This window comes from Anabaena sp. PCC 7938 (genome assembly GCF_049315035.1).
Lineage (GTDB): Bacteria > Cyanobacteriota > Cyanobacteriia > Cyanobacteriales > Nostocaceae > Anabaena > Anabaena cylindrica.
In genome coordinates this window covers 203,069-222,034 of the sequence record NZ_CP186034.1, presented here as the reverse complement: position 1 = coordinate 222,034, position 18,966 = coordinate 203,069, and the positions used below count along the sequence as shown (strand labels likewise).

General features: G+C 39.3%; 20 protein-coding genes and 1 tRNA gene. 17 read left to right on the top strand and 4 right to left on the bottom strand.

Annotated elements, in window-relative coordinates:
* Window positions 1-2 precede the first annotated feature (2 nt).
* The 9 genes from ACOWPH_RS01095 (at window position 3) to ACOWPH_RS01055 (ending at window position 7,509) form a co-directional block, all read left to right on the top strand.
* On the top strand, window positions 3-974 hold the full coding sequence (locus ACOWPH_RS01095) for an NADAR family protein (protein ID WP_015213584.1): 972 nt from the start codon (window positions 3-5) through the stop codon (window positions 972-974).
* Between the two features lie 97 nt (window positions 975-1,071).
* Entirely contained in the window at window positions 1,072-1,263 is a 192-nt protein-coding gene (locus tag ACOWPH_RS01090; RefSeq protein WP_015213583.1) for a hypothetical protein, read from the top strand.
* Window positions 1,256-1,600, top strand: a complete 345-nt coding sequence (locus ACOWPH_RS01085) for a type II toxin-antitoxin system PemK/MazF family toxin (protein WP_015213582.1) — start codon at window positions 1,256-1,258, stop codon at window positions 1,598-1,600. Before ACOWPH_RS01090 ends, ACOWPH_RS01085 begins: the two co-directional genes overlap by 8 nt.
* Before the next feature lie 334 nt (window positions 1,601-1,934).
* Complete coding sequence (locus ACOWPH_RS01080; RefSeq protein ID WP_015213581.1) at window positions 1,935-2,918, top strand: alpha-ketoacid dehydrogenase subunit beta; 984 nt, start codon at window positions 1,935-1,937, stop codon at window positions 2,916-2,918.
* Between the two features lie 183 nt (window positions 2,919-3,101).
* A complete protein-coding gene (gene secD / locus ACOWPH_RS01075; protein ID WP_015213580.1) occupies window positions 3,102-4,514 on the top strand; it encodes a protein translocase subunit SecD in 1,413 nt (470 codons plus the stop codon).
* A complete protein-coding gene (gene secF / locus ACOWPH_RS01070) occupies window positions 4,511-5,488 on the top strand; it encodes a protein translocase subunit SecF (RefSeq protein ID WP_015213579.1) in 978 nt (325 codons plus the stop codon). The genes secD and secF overlap by 4 nt, the downstream gene beginning before the upstream one ends.
* Before the next feature lie 76 nt (window positions 5,489-5,564).
* Window positions 5,565-5,978, top strand: coding sequence for a hypothetical protein (locus tag ACOWPH_RS01065; RefSeq protein ID WP_015213578.1), 414 nt, complete (start codon window positions 5,565-5,567; stop codon window positions 5,976-5,978).
* Between the two features lie 136 nt (window positions 5,979-6,114).
* Window positions 6,115-6,678, top strand: a complete 564-nt coding sequence (locus ACOWPH_RS01060; protein ID WP_015213577.1) for a Uma2 family endonuclease — start codon at window positions 6,115-6,117, stop codon at window positions 6,676-6,678.
* Window positions 6,679-7,041: 363 nt separating this feature from the next.
* Entirely contained in the window at window positions 7,042-7,509 is a 468-nt protein-coding gene (locus ACOWPH_RS01055; protein WP_015213576.1) for a GNAT family N-acetyltransferase, read from the top strand.
* Here the strand turns inward: ACOWPH_RS01055 and ACOWPH_RS01050 are convergent.
* The 3 genes from ACOWPH_RS01050 to ACOWPH_RS01040 form a co-directional block, all read right to left on the bottom strand.
* Window positions 7,451-8,356 (bottom strand): sensor histidine kinase, encoded by a 906-nt coding sequence (locus ACOWPH_RS01050; RefSeq protein WP_015213575.1) that lies wholly within the window; start codon window positions 8,354-8,356, stop codon window positions 7,451-7,453. The two genes, ACOWPH_RS01055 and ACOWPH_RS01050, sit on opposite strands and share 59 nt — an antisense overlap.
* Before the next feature lie 26 nt (window positions 8,357-8,382).
* Window positions 8,383-8,967 carry an L-threonylcarbamoyladenylate synthase gene (locus ACOWPH_RS01045; protein ID WP_015213574.1) on the bottom strand — a complete coding sequence of 195 codons (585 nt, stop codon included), beginning with the start codon at window positions 8,965-8,967 and terminating at the stop codon, window positions 8,383-8,385.
* Window positions 8,968-9,461: 494 nt separating this feature from the next.
* On the bottom strand, window positions 9,462-11,042 hold the full coding sequence (locus ACOWPH_RS01040) for an iron uptake porin (protein ID WP_015213573.1): 1,581 nt from the start codon (window positions 11,040-11,042) through the stop codon (window positions 9,462-9,464).
* Between the two features lie 406 nt (window positions 11,043-11,448).
* Between ACOWPH_RS01040 and ACOWPH_RS01035 the strand changes: the two genes are divergently transcribed.
* Window positions 11,449-12,441 carry a metal ABC transporter solute-binding protein, Zn/Mn family gene (locus ACOWPH_RS01035; protein WP_015213572.1) on the top strand — a complete coding sequence of 331 codons (993 nt, stop codon included), beginning with the start codon at window positions 11,449-11,451 and terminating at the stop codon, window positions 12,439-12,441.
* Window positions 12,442-12,561: 120 nt separating this feature from the next.
* Window positions 12,562-13,323: a metal ABC transporter ATP-binding protein gene (locus ACOWPH_RS01030; RefSeq protein ID WP_042465823.1), complete on the top strand. Its 762-nt coding sequence runs from the start codon at window positions 12,562-12,564 to the stop codon at window positions 13,321-13,323.
* Window positions 13,324-13,520: 197 nt separating this feature from the next.
* On the opposite strand, the gene ACOWPH_RS01025 is transcribed toward ACOWPH_RS01030, so the two are convergent.
* Window positions 13,521-13,784, bottom strand: coding sequence for an ArsR/SmtB family transcription factor (locus ACOWPH_RS01025; RefSeq protein WP_371834367.1), 264 nt, complete (start codon window positions 13,782-13,784; stop codon window positions 13,521-13,523).
* Window positions 13,785-14,019: 235 nt separating this feature from the next.
* Here ACOWPH_RS01025 and ACOWPH_RS01020 point away from each other — a divergent pair, with 235 nt between their 5' ends.
* From ACOWPH_RS01020 to ACOWPH_RS00995, 6 genes are all read left to right on the top strand, one after another.
* Window positions 14,020-14,889 (top strand): metal ABC transporter permease, encoded by an 870-nt coding sequence (locus tag ACOWPH_RS01020; protein ID WP_015213569.1) that lies wholly within the window; start codon window positions 14,020-14,022, stop codon window positions 14,887-14,889.
* An 80-nt stretch (window positions 14,890-14,969) separates the two neighbouring features.
* Window positions 14,970-15,042 (top strand) — tRNA-Phe (locus tag ACOWPH_RS01015).
* 162 nt (window positions 15,043-15,204) lie between these two features.
* A complete protein-coding gene (locus ACOWPH_RS01010; RefSeq protein ID WP_015213568.1) occupies window positions 15,205-15,522 on the top strand; it encodes a hypothetical protein in 318 nt (105 codons plus the stop codon).
* A complete protein-coding gene (locus ACOWPH_RS01005) occupies window positions 15,522-16,073 on the top strand; it encodes a hypothetical protein (RefSeq protein WP_015213567.1) in 552 nt (183 codons plus the stop codon). The genes ACOWPH_RS01010 and ACOWPH_RS01005 overlap by 1 nt, the downstream gene beginning before the upstream one ends.
* Before the next feature lie 5 nt (window positions 16,074-16,078).
* The gene (locus tag ACOWPH_RS01000; RefSeq protein ID WP_015213566.1) at window positions 16,079-16,975 is read left to right on the top strand and encodes a collagen-like protein; all 897 of its coding nucleotides are present in this window, start codon (window positions 16,079-16,081) and stop codon (window positions 16,973-16,975) included.
* Window positions 16,976-16,982: 7 nt separating this feature from the next.
* A complete protein-coding gene (locus ACOWPH_RS00995; RefSeq protein ID WP_015213565.1) occupies window positions 16,983-18,965 on the top strand; it encodes a hypothetical protein in 1,983 nt (660 codons plus the stop codon).
* Window position 18,966 lies beyond the last annotated feature (1 nt).

The following is an 18,966-nucleotide window of genomic DNA, read 5'->3' as shown; positions in this document are numbered from 1 at the left end:
AAATGGTAGCAGCATTAAAGCTTCCTGAATCAAGAACATATAATAGGCAAGATTGTATTACTTTTCGCAAAACAGCTGAAAGATTTGGTGGATTATCCAACATGGCAGGAGGATACCCATTATTTGTCAACGGTGTTAGGATTCTTACTTCTGAAGCATTGTATCAAGCCTGTCGTTTTCCTCATATACCTGACGTACAGCGTTTAATAATTGCTGAACGAAGTCCCATGACAGCAAAAATGAGGAGTAAGCCTTATCGTGATAATTCCCGTGTTGACTGGGATTTAGTTCGGACAAAAATTATGCGCTGGTGCTTACAGGTAAAGCTCATTCAGAATTGGGAAAAATTTAGTAGTCTCTTACTTGAGACAGAAAATCAACCAATTGTTGAAGACTCGAGAAAAGATGATTTTTGGGGAGCTAAACCAGTAGATGAAGAAATCCTTATTGGAATAAATGTTCTCGGTCGATTACTAATGCAATTAAGAGAACAGGTCAAAACCGGAGAAATTACTTCCCAAACAATTGTAAGACCTCTATCAATTCCAAACTTTCTACTTTATGAGCGAGAAATAAATCCAGTATCAACAGATGGCGAATGTTATCTAGATAGCAACGTAGAAGTTTCAGTTGAAGTTGAGAACGAAGTAGCTAGTCAACTAACTCCAGAAGTAGTTTTACTGAGTGAGGATAAATATGAGATAGTTGGTAACAAAAATGATACTGCAAATAGCATTATTGAAATTAAGAATGATTTTAACAAATACGATGCTTTCCATATAGTGTTACCTCATATTGAGGAGTTGTTGAATACAGAATGTACGGATAAAGAGTTAGCTAAACGTTTAAATATTCCTTTAACTTTAATGCGTACTTGGTTAGAAAGAGCAGTAAAACTAGGTAAGATTTCAAAGCTTCGTAAACCCGTTAGATATGTTTTAGAGTGCCAATTATCTTTACTTAACCAAATGTAGAATTTGTGATTTTGGGAGTGCGATCGCTTGTAATGTGATTTTTGGGAGAGCCATATCAAGCTCATGTTATGATATTTCCATATATAGGAAAAAGGCTATGACTGCTTTAGTACAAGAACTTCTGAATACATTCGACCGCTTGACAGACTCAGAACGGTTAGATTTGGTATTAGAGATTTTAAAGCGGACAGTTGATTTAGATTTTTCACCCTTATCTGATGAAGATTTAGTCATGAATGCAGAGGGACTTTTTCTTGATTTAGATGAAGAAGAAGCGGAGTATGAGTAGTCCTAAACGGGGAGAAGTTTGGCTAGTAGATTTAGGTTATGTGGCGAAAGTCAGACCATGTTTAGTAATTAGTATTCCTGCATTAGATCAAGATCGTGCATTAGCGACTCTTGTTCCACACACAACAAGTTCGCGCGGTTCAAGATTTGAGGTACAAGTCAAAACTAATTTTCTTCGGGAAGGAGTATTTGATGTGCAGAATATCATCACAATTCCTCATGCAAAGCTTTTACGCAAATTGGGAAATATAACACCAGAACAAATGGTGGATTTAGAACAGGTGCTGCTCTTTTGGCTGGGATTTAACGAAAAAAATGCTCAAGATGATAATGGTTAGTCCGTGCAGCAAACTGATAATCTAGTGCTTGTGTGATTTTTGGGAAGTACGATCGCACCCTTGCCGACAGGAATCGCTATAAAATAGAATACGACGAGGTGAAAAGGGCTTGGCTACCGTGGATATAAATTCTCTTCAAAAGTTGGCACGGACGTTTGCAGTTTTAATTGAAGATTGATATGAAGTGGTAGAAGACTAGAGTATAGCAGGTTAATAACCTCTTCCTCTATTCCTAGTCACCAATCACCAGTCCTCAATCTAGTGCGATCGCTGACGGTATTAGGGACGGTGGCGCGATAAAATTCTAAAACAATAAATTGTGATAAAGGTCTAAATGGCAGAAACACTATTTTTTAACGCCCTGCGGGAAGCCATTGATGAAGAAATGGCACGCGATTCTAGCGTATTTGTTCTGGGTGAAGACGTAGGACAGTACGGTGGCTCCTATAAAGTTACCAAAGATCTATACGAAAAGTATGGTGAACTGCGAGTTTTAGATACCCCCATTGCCGAAAATAGCTTTACTGGGATAGCTGTAGGGGCAGCGATGACGGGGCTAAGACCTATTATTGAAGGCATGAACATGGGCTTTTTGCTCTTGGCTTTCAATCAAATCTCTAACAACGCCGGGATGTTGCGCTACACTTCCGGTGGTAACTTCAAAATTCCCATGGTGATTCGTGGCCCTGGTGGTGTGGGTAGACAGTTGGGTGCAGAACATTCTCAGCGACTGGAAGCTTATTTCCAAGCTGTTCCAGGGTTGAAAATTGTGGCCTGTTCCACACCATATAACGCCAAAGGACTGCTCAAAGCAGCAATCCGCGATGATAACCCAGTGTTATTTTTTGAACACGTTTTGCTTTATAACTTAAAAGAAAATCTGCCAGAAACAGAATATGTACTACCACTGGATAAAGCAGAAGTAGTACGTCAAGGCAAAGACGTGACAATTGTTACCTATTCTCGGATGCGGTATCACGTCCTGCAAGCCCTAAAAACTCTTGAAAAAGAAGGATATGATCCAGAAGTTATTGACCTAATATCTCTCAAACCTTTAGATTTTGATACTATTGGTGCATCCGTGCGTAAGACTCACCGTGTAATTATCGTCGAAGAGTGCATGAGAACTGGGGGTATTGGTGCAGAATTAACCGCTTCCATTAATGACAGGTTATTTGATGAATTAGATGCACCTGTATTAAGGCTTTCTTCTCAAGATATTCCCACACCATATAACGGTAATTTGGAGCGATTGACAATTATCCAACCAGAGCAAATCGTGGAAGCAGTCCAAAAAATGGTAGCTTTGCGAGTTTAGGTGACAGGTGACAGGTGACAGTGAAGAGAGAATAGGGCAAAAGATAAAAGTTGATGATTCCCCTAACTCCTGAACTCCTGACTCCTGACTCCTGAACTCCTGACTCCTGACTCCTGTTAAAACTTCTACTCACAGCTGGCTAAAAGAACGCTATTATAGCCTTTGTCAGTTGTGAGTGATGGTATGCAAAGACAGCGATCGCTATTAGCGTTAATTATAGTTTTGGTAATCGCCGCAGTTGCGGTGATTGCTAATATTCCCGTACCCCTGGGACTGGACTTGCGGGGAGGCTCACAGCTTACAATTCAGGTGAAACCAACAGAAGATATCAAGGTAATCACCGACCGCGAATTGGAAGCCGTGAAGAAAGTTGTGGAAGGTCGGATTAATGGACTCGGCGTTTCCGAACCAATAATTCAAACTGTGGGTACAGATAAAATCTTAGTCCAACTGCCGGGGGTAAATGACCCAGAGCAAGCCGAAAGGGTACTAGGAGGTACAGCACAGTTAGAATTTAGGATACAAAAGCCGAATACAGAAACTCAACTATTTGCTCTGCAAGTATCACGAACAGAACAAAAAGCCAAGCAGGAAGAGTTGAGAACTGCCAAAGACCAAGCTGCAATTGCTAAAAATCAGGAACAGTTGCAGAATAATAATCAAGCGATCGCAGAATTATTTGAAAGCACCAAACCACCACTCACTGGTAAATACCTCAAGGATGCCTACGGTGAACCCACTCAAGGTGACAGTTGGAATGTTGCTATTCGCTTCGATGAAAAGGGTGGTGAACTATTTGCTGACTTGACCAAAACATTGGCCGGAACAGGACGCGGTATTGGTATTTTTCTTGACAATGAACTGATTAGTTCTCCCTCAGTGGGAGTAGAATTTGCTGCTACTGGGATTACTGGCGGTTCTGCCGTAATTACAGGTCGCTTTCAAGCTGAAGAAGCCAACAATTTAGGTGTGCAATTACGTGGTGGCGCGTTACCAGTACCTGTAGAAATTGCCGAGAGACGAACAGTAGGGGCAACTTTGGGTAAAGATAGTATTCAAAGCAGCATTTACGCTGGTATCGGTGGACTAATTTTAGTATTAATTTTTATGGTGTTGTACTATAGACTACCAGGAGTTATTGCTGATTTTTCACTAGTCATTTACTCCCTCCTGACCTGGGCTACCTTTTGTTTGTTGGGTATCACTCTCACGTTACCAGGAATTGCCGGCTTTATTCTCAGTATCGGTATGGCTGTAGATGCTAATGTATTGATTTTTGAACGCACAAGGGAAGAATTGCAAGCGGGTAAATCTTTATATCGTTCCGTAGAGTCTGGTTTTTACCGGGCATTTTCCAGCATTTTAGACAGTAATGTCACTACCTGGATTGCTTGTGCTGCCCTATTTTGGTTAGGTTCCGGGTTGGTTAAAGGTTTTGCCTTAACCTTGGCTTTAGGGGTAGGTGTGAGTATGTTTACCGCAATTACCTGTAGTCGCACCTTGATGTTTTTGGCTATTTCCATTCCCTCCTTGCGGAAAACAGAATTTTACTCTCCCAATGTAGGAGCAGCAAATAAGGCAGAGGTTGCTAAATGAAACTAAGTATTAATAAATCGCGGAGTCTTTGGTGGACTATTTCCGCTGCTATCATCCTCAGTGGTATCATCTCAATGGTGATTTCTTGGCAAACACCAAGTATTAAAGCACCCCTACGTCCCAGTTTAGATTTTATTGGTGGGACAAGGTTGCAGCTAGTCAGGGACTGTAGCCTACCTAATAACTGTGACACGCCAATAGATATCAACGCCGTTCGAGAAGTTGCTAAAGAACAGGGACTTGGAGATAGCAGTATTCAATTAATCTCCGAAGATGGTAAAGATAATGGCATTACCATTCGCACAAAAAACTTAGAAACCGACCAGCGTACCAAGCTGCAAAACGCCTTAAGCGAAAAAATTGGTACTTTCGATCCGCAAAAAAATCAAATTGACTCAGTAGGCCCCACACTAGGACGAGAACTATTTACTTCTGGAGTCTTAGCTCTGGTAGTTTCCTTCGTGCTAATTACTGTCTACATGACCTTCCGCTTCCAGTTAGACTATGCACTGTTTGCGATCGTTGCCCTATTTCACGATATCTTAGTCACAGTGGGGGCATTCTCAATTTTAGGCTTGGTTGCAGGTAAAGAAGTAGATAGTCTCTTCATCGTTGCTCTGCTAACTATTACAGGTTTCTCTGTTAACGATACGGTAGTAATTTATGACCGCATTCGGGAAACTCTCAAAATTAATCCTGAAAGACCAATTGCAGAAATTGTTGATGATGCTGTCAACCAAACTTTAACCAGATCTATCAACACTACTTTAACAACGCTGTTGACATTAACCGCTATTTTCCTATTTGGTGGAGAAACACTGCATAATTTTTCTTTGGCTCTAATTATCGGCTTTATTATGGGCGCATATTCCAGTATTTTTATTGCTAGTACACTTCTAACTTGGTGGCGAGAACGCACAGAAAAATCTCCACTTTCAGCAATTGATACTTCTGTGAGTTCCCAGGATAGTTAGGTGAGAGATTAGTCCAAAATGGGATTAAAGCATCTTGTTGAATTGCTTTTCCCATATATTGTAATTTTATTGTCCTATGGCCCAACAGGAAGAACCACCAATTAATGACCCAATCTTTGACAACTCTGATGCTTCTTTTATCCACCAAGTCCAGAGGTTACACCAGTTAACAGTATATGGTAGATGGTTATTTACTGGCTGTTCATGGCTCCTGATTGCGCCTGGTTGTTTGTGGGATTTACGTGCAGAAATTTCTTTGTGGCAACAATACTTTACCTGGTCAGCGGTGCGATATGGACTCTTTTTTCATCCATTAGCTACTCTAGGTTTAGCTTTTTGTATTGGTATGACTGTTTCTGTTTTAGTTTGGCAAAGTCGAAATATTTTGCTAGGGCTACCACAACCGGAAAAGCAACGTTTAGAAAAGCAGGTTTATAGAATACGTCAACAGGGTCCTAGTCATCCTTTATGGAAGTGGGTTTGTAATTAATTCTTAGTCTGAATCAGGATTGTCAGGATTTTTTTGGATGTGTGATGAGACGATTGTTGTTTTTTTGTTTAAATTAGACAAAATTTTCAACACTTTTGTTACACTAAAAACATCTCTTGTGTAGGATTCAGGAACAATGACAACGGCAATTACTCAATCCCTGACCCTAGAAGAATTTCTCAAACTACCAGAAACAAAACCTGTCAGTGAATATATTAATGGTGAAATTATTACCAAGCCAATGCCAAAAGGGAAGCATAGCCGATTACAGTTAAGACTATGTAATAGCATTAATGATATCACGGAAAGCGAAAAAATAGCTTATGCTTTTCCTGAGTTGCGTTGTAGTTTTGGTATCCGTTCAGTAGTACCTGATATAGCGGTTTTTAATTGGTCACATATTCCCTTTACTGCTGATGAAGAAGTCTGTAATGATTTCTTTCTTCCTCCAGATTGGACAATTGAAATTCTTTCTCCAGAACAAAGTTCAATTCGAGTGATAGATAATATTTTATATTGCTTAAATCACGGTTGTTTATTAGGTTGGTTAATAGACCCAGATGACCGTTCTATTTTGATTTTTCGTCCCCATCAGCAACCGGAACTTTTACGAGGTGATCAGCAGTTACCAGTGTTAGAGGGTATAAATTTGCAATTAACGGTTACTCAAGTATTTGGTTGGTTGAAAATGAGTGGTTAGAGAATGTATAAATTTTGTCTGAATCAGGATTTACAGGATTTAATGATTTGCAGGATGTTGCTGATGAATATTGATAATTTGTCGTTTCACTTATTAGACATCGACCGAATTTAAATATGCGTATCCTAGAACCCTTGTAGAGATGTTCTATGGGTAGGGATTCTCGTCTCTACATTCTTTTTCACCAGATGTCTATTAATGATATGAATAATTACAAAAAAATCTTGTTAATCCTCTAATCCTGTAAATCCTGATTCAGACATTTAATTTTTAAATATTTAGTTGCATATATATATACAGTTAAGGTAATTTCTAGCAAAATATGGCATAACAGAAGCGAAGATACTGCGACAATTGGTGTCTATGAACTATTCTCATATTCATTTTAGGGAAGGCCATGGGGAAGTTGATCTTTATGAACTTCAGAATCTATTTAATATTTCCGCTTTTTGGGCGCAAGGACGTAGTATAAAAGATTTAGGCATAGCCATTGCTAATAGTGAACCCGTGGTTTCTGTTTGGGATGGAGAGCGATTGATTGGCTTTGCTAGAGCCAATTCTGATGGTATCTATCGCGCTACGATTTGGGATGTTGTCATTCACCCAGAGTATCAAGGTAACGGACTGGGAATTAAGTTGGTAGAAACTGTTTTAAGCCATCCACGAATGCATGTAGAACGTGTTTACTTGATGACTACTAACCAACAAGCGTTTTATGAAAAGATTGGTTTTCAAGTTAATAGCACAATGACGATGGTTTTATATAATCAATCTAATCTGGGTTCACTTGGGGTTGGAGAAATTCAACTTCAGGAATCGCTAGGGGCATAGAGATTTGTAATCTGGTGGCATCTGTGGTGGGAGAGGGTAAAATCTCTAGCTTTCCTCCCATTACTGCTAATAACTTTTGATTAAGTAATAATTTCATTCCTGGTGATAGATCGGTATTTTCTTGATTTGTTATCTGTTCCGATGCAATCAAGTCTACTGGTTCACTGGATATGACAGCATGAGTGGGGACATCTAGCCAGATATAAACAGCATTATTTGTAGATACAATACTAGTGGCAATACAAATACTGCCTTCTTCCATTTGAGAGATTGTGGTATCTACTAAATTTACCAATACTTGGCGGAACCAGTGTATATCTGCAAGAACATAAATTTCTGCTTTGGGAAGTGAGACGGTAAAGGGATAATTTCGATTTGCCGCTAACATATAAGTTAATTTATGAACTTCGTGTAAAACTTGGGTTAGCTGTATGGGTTGAAGAGATAATTTATTTGTCCCGTGTTCTGTTCGGGAAACGCTGAGAATTTCATCTATCATTTTTAGCAATTTAAGCGATCGCTCATATGCTTGCTCTACAAATTCCCTCTCTTCTGCTGGATTTTCACATAAATCGTTCAAAATTAACTGATGTAGCCCTATTAAACCATTTAGGGGCGATCGCAATTCGTGGGTGATTCGCGCCAAAAAACCCGCTTTAAACTGGCCCATTTCCTGCGCCATTTGGTAGGCCAGTTGGCTTTGCTTGACCTGTTCTTGTAAAAGTAGGGGGATATCTTGTATCTGGGCTTCTGGGCTTGTAGGCGTTAATAACCGCGCTGATAACCAGCCTCCAAGTAATCCTATTCCTGTTCCTATTCCCAAATATAGCCAGTTATCTAAATTCATATTTCGGCAGTTTTTAACCTGTACAGTTATCTGCCTGAATTATCTAACTTAATGCCACCTTGTCGCAAAATTTGCCAATCCATCCCTGTCCATTTAGCAACGGTAGAAGGTACACTCAGCCCTTGATATGTAGTCGATTCTAGAGTTATCACCCCTGGAAAGGCGGTTTGAATTGCGGCTACTGTTTCTAATGGTGGCTGACCTGATAAATTGGCGCTAGTAGTAGCTAGTGGTCCGGTTTGTGCCAAAATATTTTGAGCGATCGCATTATTTGGTACTCTAATGCCAATGGTGGTAGGGTCAACAGGATTCATAACTGTAGGAACTTTGTCACTGGCTGGTAATACTAAAGTCAACCCACCAGGCCAATATTTATCAACCACCTCTTGCCAGATTTGATATTCTATCTCGCTACCTTGCACATAAGTCCACAAATCCTCAGGCCTAGCAGCCATCAAAATTAAAGGTTTATCTAAACTACGTTGTTTAGCAGCATAAATCAACTCTGCTTTTTCTGGGATAGTAGCTAATGCGGGAACTGTATCTGTCGGAAAACTCACTAAACTCCCACCTCTAGCACCATTTATCAAGATTTCTAGACAAACATTCATACACTTATAATCTCTTATTCTTCCCTAAAAAACCTGAAAAGTGTTGTTTTTCCCCATTTTTCCTGGATAATAAGTCTTTAGCTAAACATGATCTGACATGAACGCGAATATAGTTATAAATTTAGCTGGATAGCTTCTGCTTTGTGTCTTCTCTCTTCTGACTTCTACCTTAGAGCATAAAAATCTACCCACCTGCGGACAGATATTTTTTGATATATTTTCATGAAAAAACTGTACTGGCTGTTACAATCTTGTTAAGAAAAGTTGCCCGTTACAATTTGGGAACGCGCAATTTGGTTTTGACTCTATTGAGAAGACAACGCGAACAACATTTTTTTTGAGCAAGACTAGCTGTGGGAGGCTAGTCTTTTTCTGTAAATGGTCACATTTGGGAACTCAGGGAATTCTTGGAAATAAATTATCCAATCTTGTGGGATGGGCTTACTATGCCTACCCCACTAGAATTAATTGAATATTTTTTATTTGGAAGTCCCTTAGAAACTGAAGGTGGTTCTCAGCGCCCCAATGACCACATCATCATTATTATTGTTATGATTCGGTGCTGTTAGCCAGATCACACCGGGGGTAATGGTGATATTGTCGCTAATTTTGTATTGATAAAATGCCTCAATATGATATGAGGTATCGTTGTCTTCAGCTACTCCAGCAAAATTGGAACTTGTAACTTTCGGTTCCATACCAACTATTACACCAGCTAAGTTACCTTTTTTGCCCAAATCTGGGAAACCGAGAGTAACAGCATAGTTCCAAATATCAACGTCTCCCTTTGCACCTGTCAAAACTTTGCTGTTGGTATATCCAGCCCAACCACCTAAAACAAATTTTTCACTAATACCTACAGATGCTTGCACACCATAAGAATTACTGGAAAATGCTTCATTGGTAATATCAGACGTGGCTGCATTACTACCTGTGAGTAATGGCTGTTTGTAGGAATTGATGTATGTTAGACCCAGGGAAATGCGATCGCTTGGTTTGAGTGTTAACTGTGCCAAAGCACCATAAGGTCCATCAAATAAACCATTCCCCGCACTGGGGTTATTAGCATTACTACTCAAATAGGCTAAACTTAGTCCGGCTTTATTACTAAACTGGTGATTTACTCCCAGTCCTTTACTACCTAGTTGTCCATAAATTGGGTTGCGTGTACCAAAAGTGGACAAAGCACCAAACGCCCCATCACCATCGAAGATGTTAACTGTACTAGTAACATCATCGGCTGCACCACCTTCAGCAATAGCTATGACCTGTGTTTTTTCACCTATAGGGAACTTGTACCAAAGTGTACCTAAGTAAGCGTTGGTATTACCATTAGGACCAGCAAAAAATAAATTGCCTTCTTGGGGACTCTTGATAGGGCTGTTGATATTATTGCTCTCAATTCTGGTAAACAATGTATCTCGACCTGTAAAACTAGACACAAACTCTATCCGCGCCCTCGCCCCCAGAGTTGTATTTTTATTGCCATCGTTGTCACCAGCCAAAACATCGCTAATAACTCCTACAACTTGCCCCTGCAATTTACTAGTAGTAGAAAATTGATTTGCTTCTAACTCACTAGCCCTTGCTTCTAGCGCATCTACACGACCCCGTAAGGTTGCTAATTCAGCAGCAAAATCTTCTTGCAGTTTTTGAATTGTCGCTAAATCTTGTTTTGTCGCCCCATCAGCAGTTGCAGTAGCAATTAGTTCATTCACCCGATCTAAACAAGCATTCAACCCGGCTGCAAATTCATACCTCGTCATGGCACGATTACCACGATAAGTACCGTTGGGATAGCCAGCTATACAACCATAACGTTCTACCAAAGACTGTAAAGCTTGAAATGCCCAATCTGTGGGTTGCACGTCCGATAGCTGGGATACGGAGGTAACTTGGGAAATTAAATCTTGTTGAGAGGACTTATTGACTTCTTTTTCTAAACTAGAAACTGCTAAAGGTTCACTAGGTTCTGTTTTTGCTGGTGCTTCTCCTGCCCAAACAGATGTATTCACACATAGAATAACACCGCAAATTGCTGGACTAGCAAGATTATTCCACATTTTATTATGCATTTTTCCTCACACCCATATACATTTCACAACCGTACCACGAACCGTCTGAGCTTTGCTTTTTAACAAAGCTTAATCAAAAATTATTCTTGATATACTAACAACAGGTAAATTTTTTGACAATGTAGTTAAAAAATTTCCAACACTTAAACAACGTAATTTAGAGTAGTATCTCAAAAAAAAATGTATTTTAGATTACTTAAATAAAAGCAAATTGCAAATATTGCATCATATTTGTTGTCACCTGCAAGTGATAATGATAATTATTCTAATAATAAGGTATAATTCTGAGTATGATTTTTAATCAAAATTAGGACTTACGCAAGATTGAACTCAAAACCTGATTCTTGCGTAAGTCCTGAAAATATTGATACAAATGCAGCAACTATCCTTAATAATGGAAAGCAAAATGACTAGTACTGGTATAAAACTTAGAAGAAATAGTCCAAAAAGGCAAATCCTGCTTGTCATGACGCTATTTATATTATCAATTGCGTCTGGTTGTAGCCAATCACGAAATAATACAGATAAACGTGCTGAAGAGCCATCAGTAAAACAGTTAGAAAAAACTAAAGTGGTGACAACATTTTTACCTGTGTATTTATTTACTAAAGCAATTGCCGGGGATGTAGCAGATGTAGCAATTTTAGTGCCGCCAGGTATTGATATACATGATTATCAGGCCACACCGGATAATGTAAAAGCGATCGCAACTGCTAATGTGTTGGTAAAAAATGGCTTAGGGTTGGAGACATTTCTCACAGATACGGTTAAAAATGCCCAAAATCCTCAATTAGTTGAAATTGATGCTAGTAAAAGTATTAAAGTTATAAATGATATTTCTCCAGTAGAGGAAATAAAAGACCATGACCACGATCACAAACATGAACACGAAAAAGGTAATCCTCATGTTTGGTTAGATCCAGTTTTTGCTAAACAGCAGGTAATTAATATTCGAGATGGATTAATTACTGCTGATCCTGTAAATAAAGAAGCTTACCAGACCAATGCTGCGGCTTATATTCAGGAATTAGACAACTTAAATAATGAATTTCAGCAGACTCTACAACAAACTCCTAATTGCACCTTTATCACCTTTCATGATGCCTTTCCCTACTTAGCAACACGTTATAATCTTAAGCAAGTAGCAGTTGTAGAAATTCCTGAAGACCAACTTTCACCAGCGGATGTGCAGAAAGCCATCAATGCAGTGAAAAAATATAAGGTTAAAGCCTTATTTAGTGAACCAGGGGTAGATAACAAACTACTGACTAGCCTTTCTCAAGATTTAAAATTAACTTTGTATCCTCTCAATTCTTTAGAAAATGGTGACACCAATCCGCAGTATTATTTTCAGGCAATGAAAACTAATTTACAAAATTTGTCAACAGGGTGTAGATAATTCGTAATAGTGCAACCGTACCAACGTAATTTAAGAATTAGACATCTGTGTATTTGGGTTAAAAATCAGTGTGAGCAATTTCTCATAATTTAAAATTCGATGATTGACGACCAGCAAGCAATGACATTGCCGATATTAAGAGTAGAAGGATTAACTGTCTATCAAGGAAACTTTCTCGCTGTACGGGATGTTTCCTTTGAATTATTTCCAGGAACAGATACAGCTATAGTGGGGCCAAATGGTGCGGGTAAAAGTACTTTAGTTAAAGCTATTTTAGATTTGATTTCCCGCAGTGCAGGGAATATTGAAATTTTTGGTCGCCCAATTTCTAGGTTAGGAAGTTTACGTCATCTAGTGGGATATATGCCACAAAACTTTATTTTTGATCGTAGTTTTCCTATTTCTGTAAGTGAGTTAGTCGGACTAGGAATAGATGACAGTAAGCATTCCTTATTTGCAAATTTTTGGCAAAATCACCGAGAAAAAACAGCAACAATAGCAACAGCTTTACACAGAACAGATATTTATCGTTTGAGAAATCAAGCTATTGGGACTCTGAGTGGTGGTCAACTGAAACGGGTATTACTAGCTTATTGTTTGGTAACACCACGAAAATTGTTGGTACTTGATGAAGCTTTTGCTGGGGTAGATATGCAGGGTGCTGCTGATTTTTATGTTTTGCTAAATGAATTAAAGCGAGAAGAGGGTTGGACTGTCTTACAGGTTTCCCATGATATTGATATGGTAAACCGTCATTGCGATCGCGTCCTTTGTCTTAACCAAACTCTTGTTTGTACTGGAAAGCCAGAAATTGCTCTTTCACCGCAAAACCTTTTAGCAACCTACGGGCCAGGTTTTAGTCGTTACCAACACCATCACTAATTACAGCAGGAGTCAGGAGTCAGGATTCAGGAGTTCGGAGTTCGGAGTTCGGAGTTCGGAGTTCGGAGTTCGGAGTCAGGATTCAGGAGTCAGGATTCAGGAGTTCGGAGTCAGGAGTCAGGAGTCAGGAGTAAAACTGGTTTGGTGTCTAGGTTTCAATTTTGATTCTGTACCTCATTTTACCAATTACCAATTACCTAATCTTTTTCATCTAAATGTTCAGCCACAGACTGATAAAGATGGAAAACATGACTATCATGAAGACGATAAAATACATTACGTCCTTGTTTGCGGTAACTGACCAAACGCATGACGCGTAAGTTTCTTAGTTGATGTGAAACAGCGGATTCACTCATTTCTAGTAATGCAGCTAAATCGCTCACACAAAATTCTTTATTAGCTAATAAAGAGAGAACCCGCAAGCGATTAGCATCTCCTAGAAAACTAAAAAATTCTGCCATGCGTTGAGCTTTTTCAGTACTCAGAATTTCATCTGGTAAGGCTTGAAGAATATTACTATCTAAGGTACTTTGTGAATTAGATTGAATCATGGGGTGTTGTCAAATCAATTTATTTATAGAAAAATATGATTTTTAACTATTCATATAGTTATTATGAACTAGAATGGAATATTTATTGATGAAACAAAAATAATTTATTTACGCCGCAGCTAAAAGAATCATAAAAAGCACAGATATGAATTTATTTGCTAATGTTCAAAGCATCTTATTAGCTATTACGAATAGTGACGATTTCGTGAACTTATTACAGTTTCCCTTTATGCAACGTGCCATGATCGGTGCTGTATTAATGGGAATACTAGGGGGATTGCTGGGTTGTTTTGTCACTTTGCGCCAATTATCCTTTTTCAGTCATGCTGTGGGTCATGCAGCATTAGTAGGTGTAGCATTAGGCGTGTTGTTAAATACAAATCCTACTTGGATGTTATTGCCATTTACCTTAGTTTTTGGTGTAATTGTCCTCTACTTAATTGACAAAACAGATTTAGCTAGTGATAGCGTTCTTAGTATAGTCCTGTCAGGGGCATTAGCAATCGGTGTCATCCTTACTAGCATGATTAAGGGGTATCGCGGTAACTTGATGGCTGTACTGTTTGGTGATATTTTAGCGATTGATACCACAGATTTAATTTTGACACTGGTGATACTGCTAGGTAGCGGTATTTTTATCTTATCAACATTGCGATCGCAAATTTTGTTAACCCTTAACCCCAATGTCGCTCAAGTACAGGGCGTTCCTGTTCAATTGTATCGTTATGGGTTTGTCGTTTTACTATCTTTAGCTGTCGCAGTAGCAATTAAAGCCGTTGGTGTTTTACTCGTGAACGCCTTTTTAGTAATTCCCGCTTCCACCGCTAAACTAATGAGTCACCATTTTAGTCGCTTTCTCATCCTGTCAGTCATTGTCGGTTCTAGCAGTAGCATTGTGGGAATTATGGTTTCTGGCGTATTTAACCTAGCTTCCGGCCCCAGTATCGTTCTCGTTCAGTTCCTGGTATTCGTCATAGTTTTCTCCTGGGTAAAGTTAGGGATAAAAACAGCCTAAAACTTTCTTCTATAAACCACTTGACAAATTTTTAATCCTTTGCTATTGTTAGTAATCGTGGCGAACATAAAAAAGCCCGCGCCGGGATAGCTCAGTTGGTAGAGCAGAGGACTGAAAATCCTCGTGTCACGAGTTCAAGTCTCGTTCCTGGCATACGTTTTAGCGAATCAAATTTTAAAATTGCCTAGATTTTGACTATTTACTCTCAAAATCTAGGCAATTTTTATGCGATCGCTCTAACTTCACCAGCGAATCTTTTTGCTACTCAATTACTACTAGCGTAATATTGTTATATAGCAATACAGGTATATAGTTATGGCTGAATTAACAGTACAGAGCGCACTGGGAACAGGTACGACTCAAGACGCGACAACAATTACATTTTTGAAGTCTGACTTGGGACTAACATCTGCAACTTGCACAGCCGATCAGGTTATCGCCGCTTTAGTAATTAAAGCTAAAGCAACTATGACTCAAACCGTATTTGATGCGGAAATTGACCAGAATATTTACGTATCAGATGGATTTTCGAGCTTCACCACTAGAGGGGAAACACCTTATGAGGTAAGGCAGATAGTGGTAAATCTCGCCAAGGAAGATGAAGGGGCAACGTTGAATCCAAATAATTACTAATGGCTCAATATTGCAATACAGGTGATACAGCGCGTATCACCTTTCCTGATTCTTCAACAGAAGAATTCACTGATACCCCAGTGAATATAACCGCCGAACCAGATACTAGTACTTGTGCAAGTTTTACAGCTTCCTTTAATGCCAGCTATATCCAGTCCGGCGTTAATTTTAGCAACAGAACTTTAGGTTTCATTGGTAGGTATCCCTACAACGGGTGGAGGTTTACTGGTTCCTCAATTGAAGTAAATAACGCACTTTATCTTTGCCCTCCCGGTACGAGTACGCAGTGGGACGACATTAGTGGTGGAATAAATAGATATGTTTACGAAGGTAGCTTAATTAGTATTACTCCAGCTAATTACAAAATATTTGTTACTGGTGCGAGTGGGGAACTATTATATGAGGGAATTTTCCCTACAGATAATTATTCTGTGGAATGTATCGAAGGATGTCCGCCCGGTACTCTTGATTGTGGGGATTGCTGTTTACCTTGCGATGAAATTTTCAATTCTATTTCTGATATTAGAGCATTAGTTTCTAGATTGAGGTGATTTTTATGCCCACCAGTTGTAACTCAATAGCAGATGAAATTGCTGCACTCAGGGCTGATATTGCAGCGTTAGATGGCAGATTCGCGCTGAAATCTGACCTCAATAATTACATTCCCAAATCAGATAGGAATGCAATTATCAGCGAAGCGGTCGGTAAGGCTTATACCCAAATTTACAACGCAATTCTTGCTTATATCGAAGGGCTATTTAATCCCTCTGATGATTTAGCCAGAAGAGTTTCTCAATTAGAAAATCAAGTAGGGATAATTTTATCTCAGTTAACAGGAGTTAAAGATACCGCCAATCAAGCCTTGAATCTTGCTAAACAAGCATTCAGCAAACCAGGAATAAAAGGTGATAAAGGTGACAGAGGAGAAAGGGGATTGCAAGGTATTCCTGGTATTAACGGATTGAGGGGCGATCGCGGTTTGAGGGGTGAACGTGGGCTAAAAGGTGACAAAGGTGATCGCGGTTTGAGGGGTGAACGTGGGCTAAAAGGTGACAAAGGTGATCGCGGTTTGAGGGGTGAACGTGGGCTAAAAGGTGACATGGGGCTTAGAGGCTTACCAGGACTAACGGGGGAACGTGGTATAGAAGGTATTCCCGGCAAGCCTGGAATGGATGGACAAAGGGGTATCCAAGGGCAACGGGGGGAACGTGGTTATGAGGGACTTCCCGGTAGACCAGGACTGAAGGGAGAGAGGGGAGAGAGGGGAGAGAGGGGGCTTGATGCCAGAGAGGATGCAACCTTAAAGAGACGGCTGACCGCAATCGAGAATTATATAAATCAACTTGATGCGGCTGGGTCAAAAATAGTTGCGGCTATTAACAGGAACAATGAGTCATTAAGGGGTGTCAAAAACTTTGCTCTGGGCTTTCTTCGTATTTTCAATATTTTTTGAATAACCTATGATACCAACAATTCCCTCATTTAATTACATCGCGTCAAGCCTTAATCAAACATCTAACACATTGGCTTTTCTACCTGCTGGTCAAAGTGGCTTCATAGACAGGATTAGAGACGGATTAAAAAGATTGCTTGGTGAACAAAATACGGACAAGAATACTGGCGAATTAAACAGAAAAATAAGTGACCTAGAAAAGCGGTTAAACCAAAACTACAAAGATGATAGAAGACAAGATACGGATATTAATAACAGGTATGGACAATTAAATGGAGAGATCTGGAGTTTGCGCCGTGATTTTAATACCGAAAAACTAGCAAATGCTAGTGAACACAAACTACTTTGGGGAGCTATTGGCTCGACACAAAAACTTGTGTCAGGGATATTCTTGGGATTACCAGCGTTAGTTAAGTCAATCGTGCTTTCAATTATTGGTAGTATCCTGCTTTCCAAATTAATTGATTTAGGTATGGGACTATTTATAAAGAATGGAAAGATAGATTTATCCGGCATATTTGCTCAAATACAAGCAGCTAAGGATGATGCTAGAGCCGCAGCTACTATTGCGGTAAAAGCTGAGGGTAAAGCAGATAAGGCTCTAACTAGGTCACAAGCTGCATTAGAAAATATTAAATTCTTAGAGAAATCTGCTTTAAATGCTTTCAAAAGATTGGAATCATTTACTAGAAGTGAATTGGCTTTCCTAACCAAATCTACACTAAACGCCTTGCTGCGATTGCAGGATAGGTTGGCTACTACCGAAATATCTCTAAATACTTTAAAGAATACCGTCGCAGGCATCCAGAAAGGCATTACCAGCCAGCTAGATGCTTTAAAATTGGGTATTGAAAAGATTAAGGCTGATTTACTAAACCAGATATCCAATATCAAGATTGATGTAGGTAAGCTATTCGGTCAAGCGGCTTCGTTAGCTGCTCAAATAGCCGGGCTTGCTCTTACAATCGCTGGTATTAATGCTTTAATCAGAAGATTTAATCCGGGAGTTCCAGGTGTGGTGAATGTAACGAATATTAGTAATAATTTCGATAACAGGATTACTAATAATTATGTGAACAATTCAAGGCCTAACTACATAACTAATACAACTAATACAGCCAACCCAGTAGATAGCGCTTTACTAAAAAAAGTTGATGCAACCACAACAGCTAACTTGGCGTTATCTGCAAACGTTGATGCAACCACAAAAGCTAACTTGGCGTTATCTACTCAGATACAATCTGGTGTTGCTTTTGTTTCCACTAAATTAATCAATGGTTTTAAATGGTTGCAGCTAGATAGGGTTATGAATCTTTTAACCTTCGCGGTCACTGTTCATAATGCAGGGATGTTGAGCCAAAATATATTAGTAACCCTTACCCAAGCCATGCAAAACGTGATTGACTTAATTGGGGTGAAAGATGATGCAAATAACCCAGTACAATTATCCACTTTAATTAATAGCTCAATCAGTGATTTTGTTAAGAATGTAGTGGGTAAAGAAAATTACGATAATGTAATCAAGCAATGGAATTATTACAACAGGATTTATCAAGCATCTGCCAATATTTTTAGCAGCTTGTTGAATATGGGTGACAGTATCACTCAGGGGCTGCAAGTAATAGGCGGGCAAACGGGGAAGATTGGAAATGCTTTGAGGGCATGGGGAGCCGTATCAGAGAAAGCCTATGGATGGTTCAACCCGTCCCCGAATTTCAGTAATCCTCTTTTAATCAAATTAAATAATTTAGAAGAAACTGCGTCGGTAGTAGAAAATGTATCACAGCAGCCGCTAACAATTAAAGCATCGAAAGAAGAGGTAGAAGAATCTTCTAAGGCTTTGGCTGATAGTTTGGCCCAAGAAGAAGGGAAGCCACAAGGGAAAGAATTCCCCGAAGCTAAATTAGTTAAGGCAGAGCAAGAAGAGACGAAAATCAATTCAGCAGGGAAAGATTTAAGCACACCCGATTTAGAACCAGATGAGGACTAAA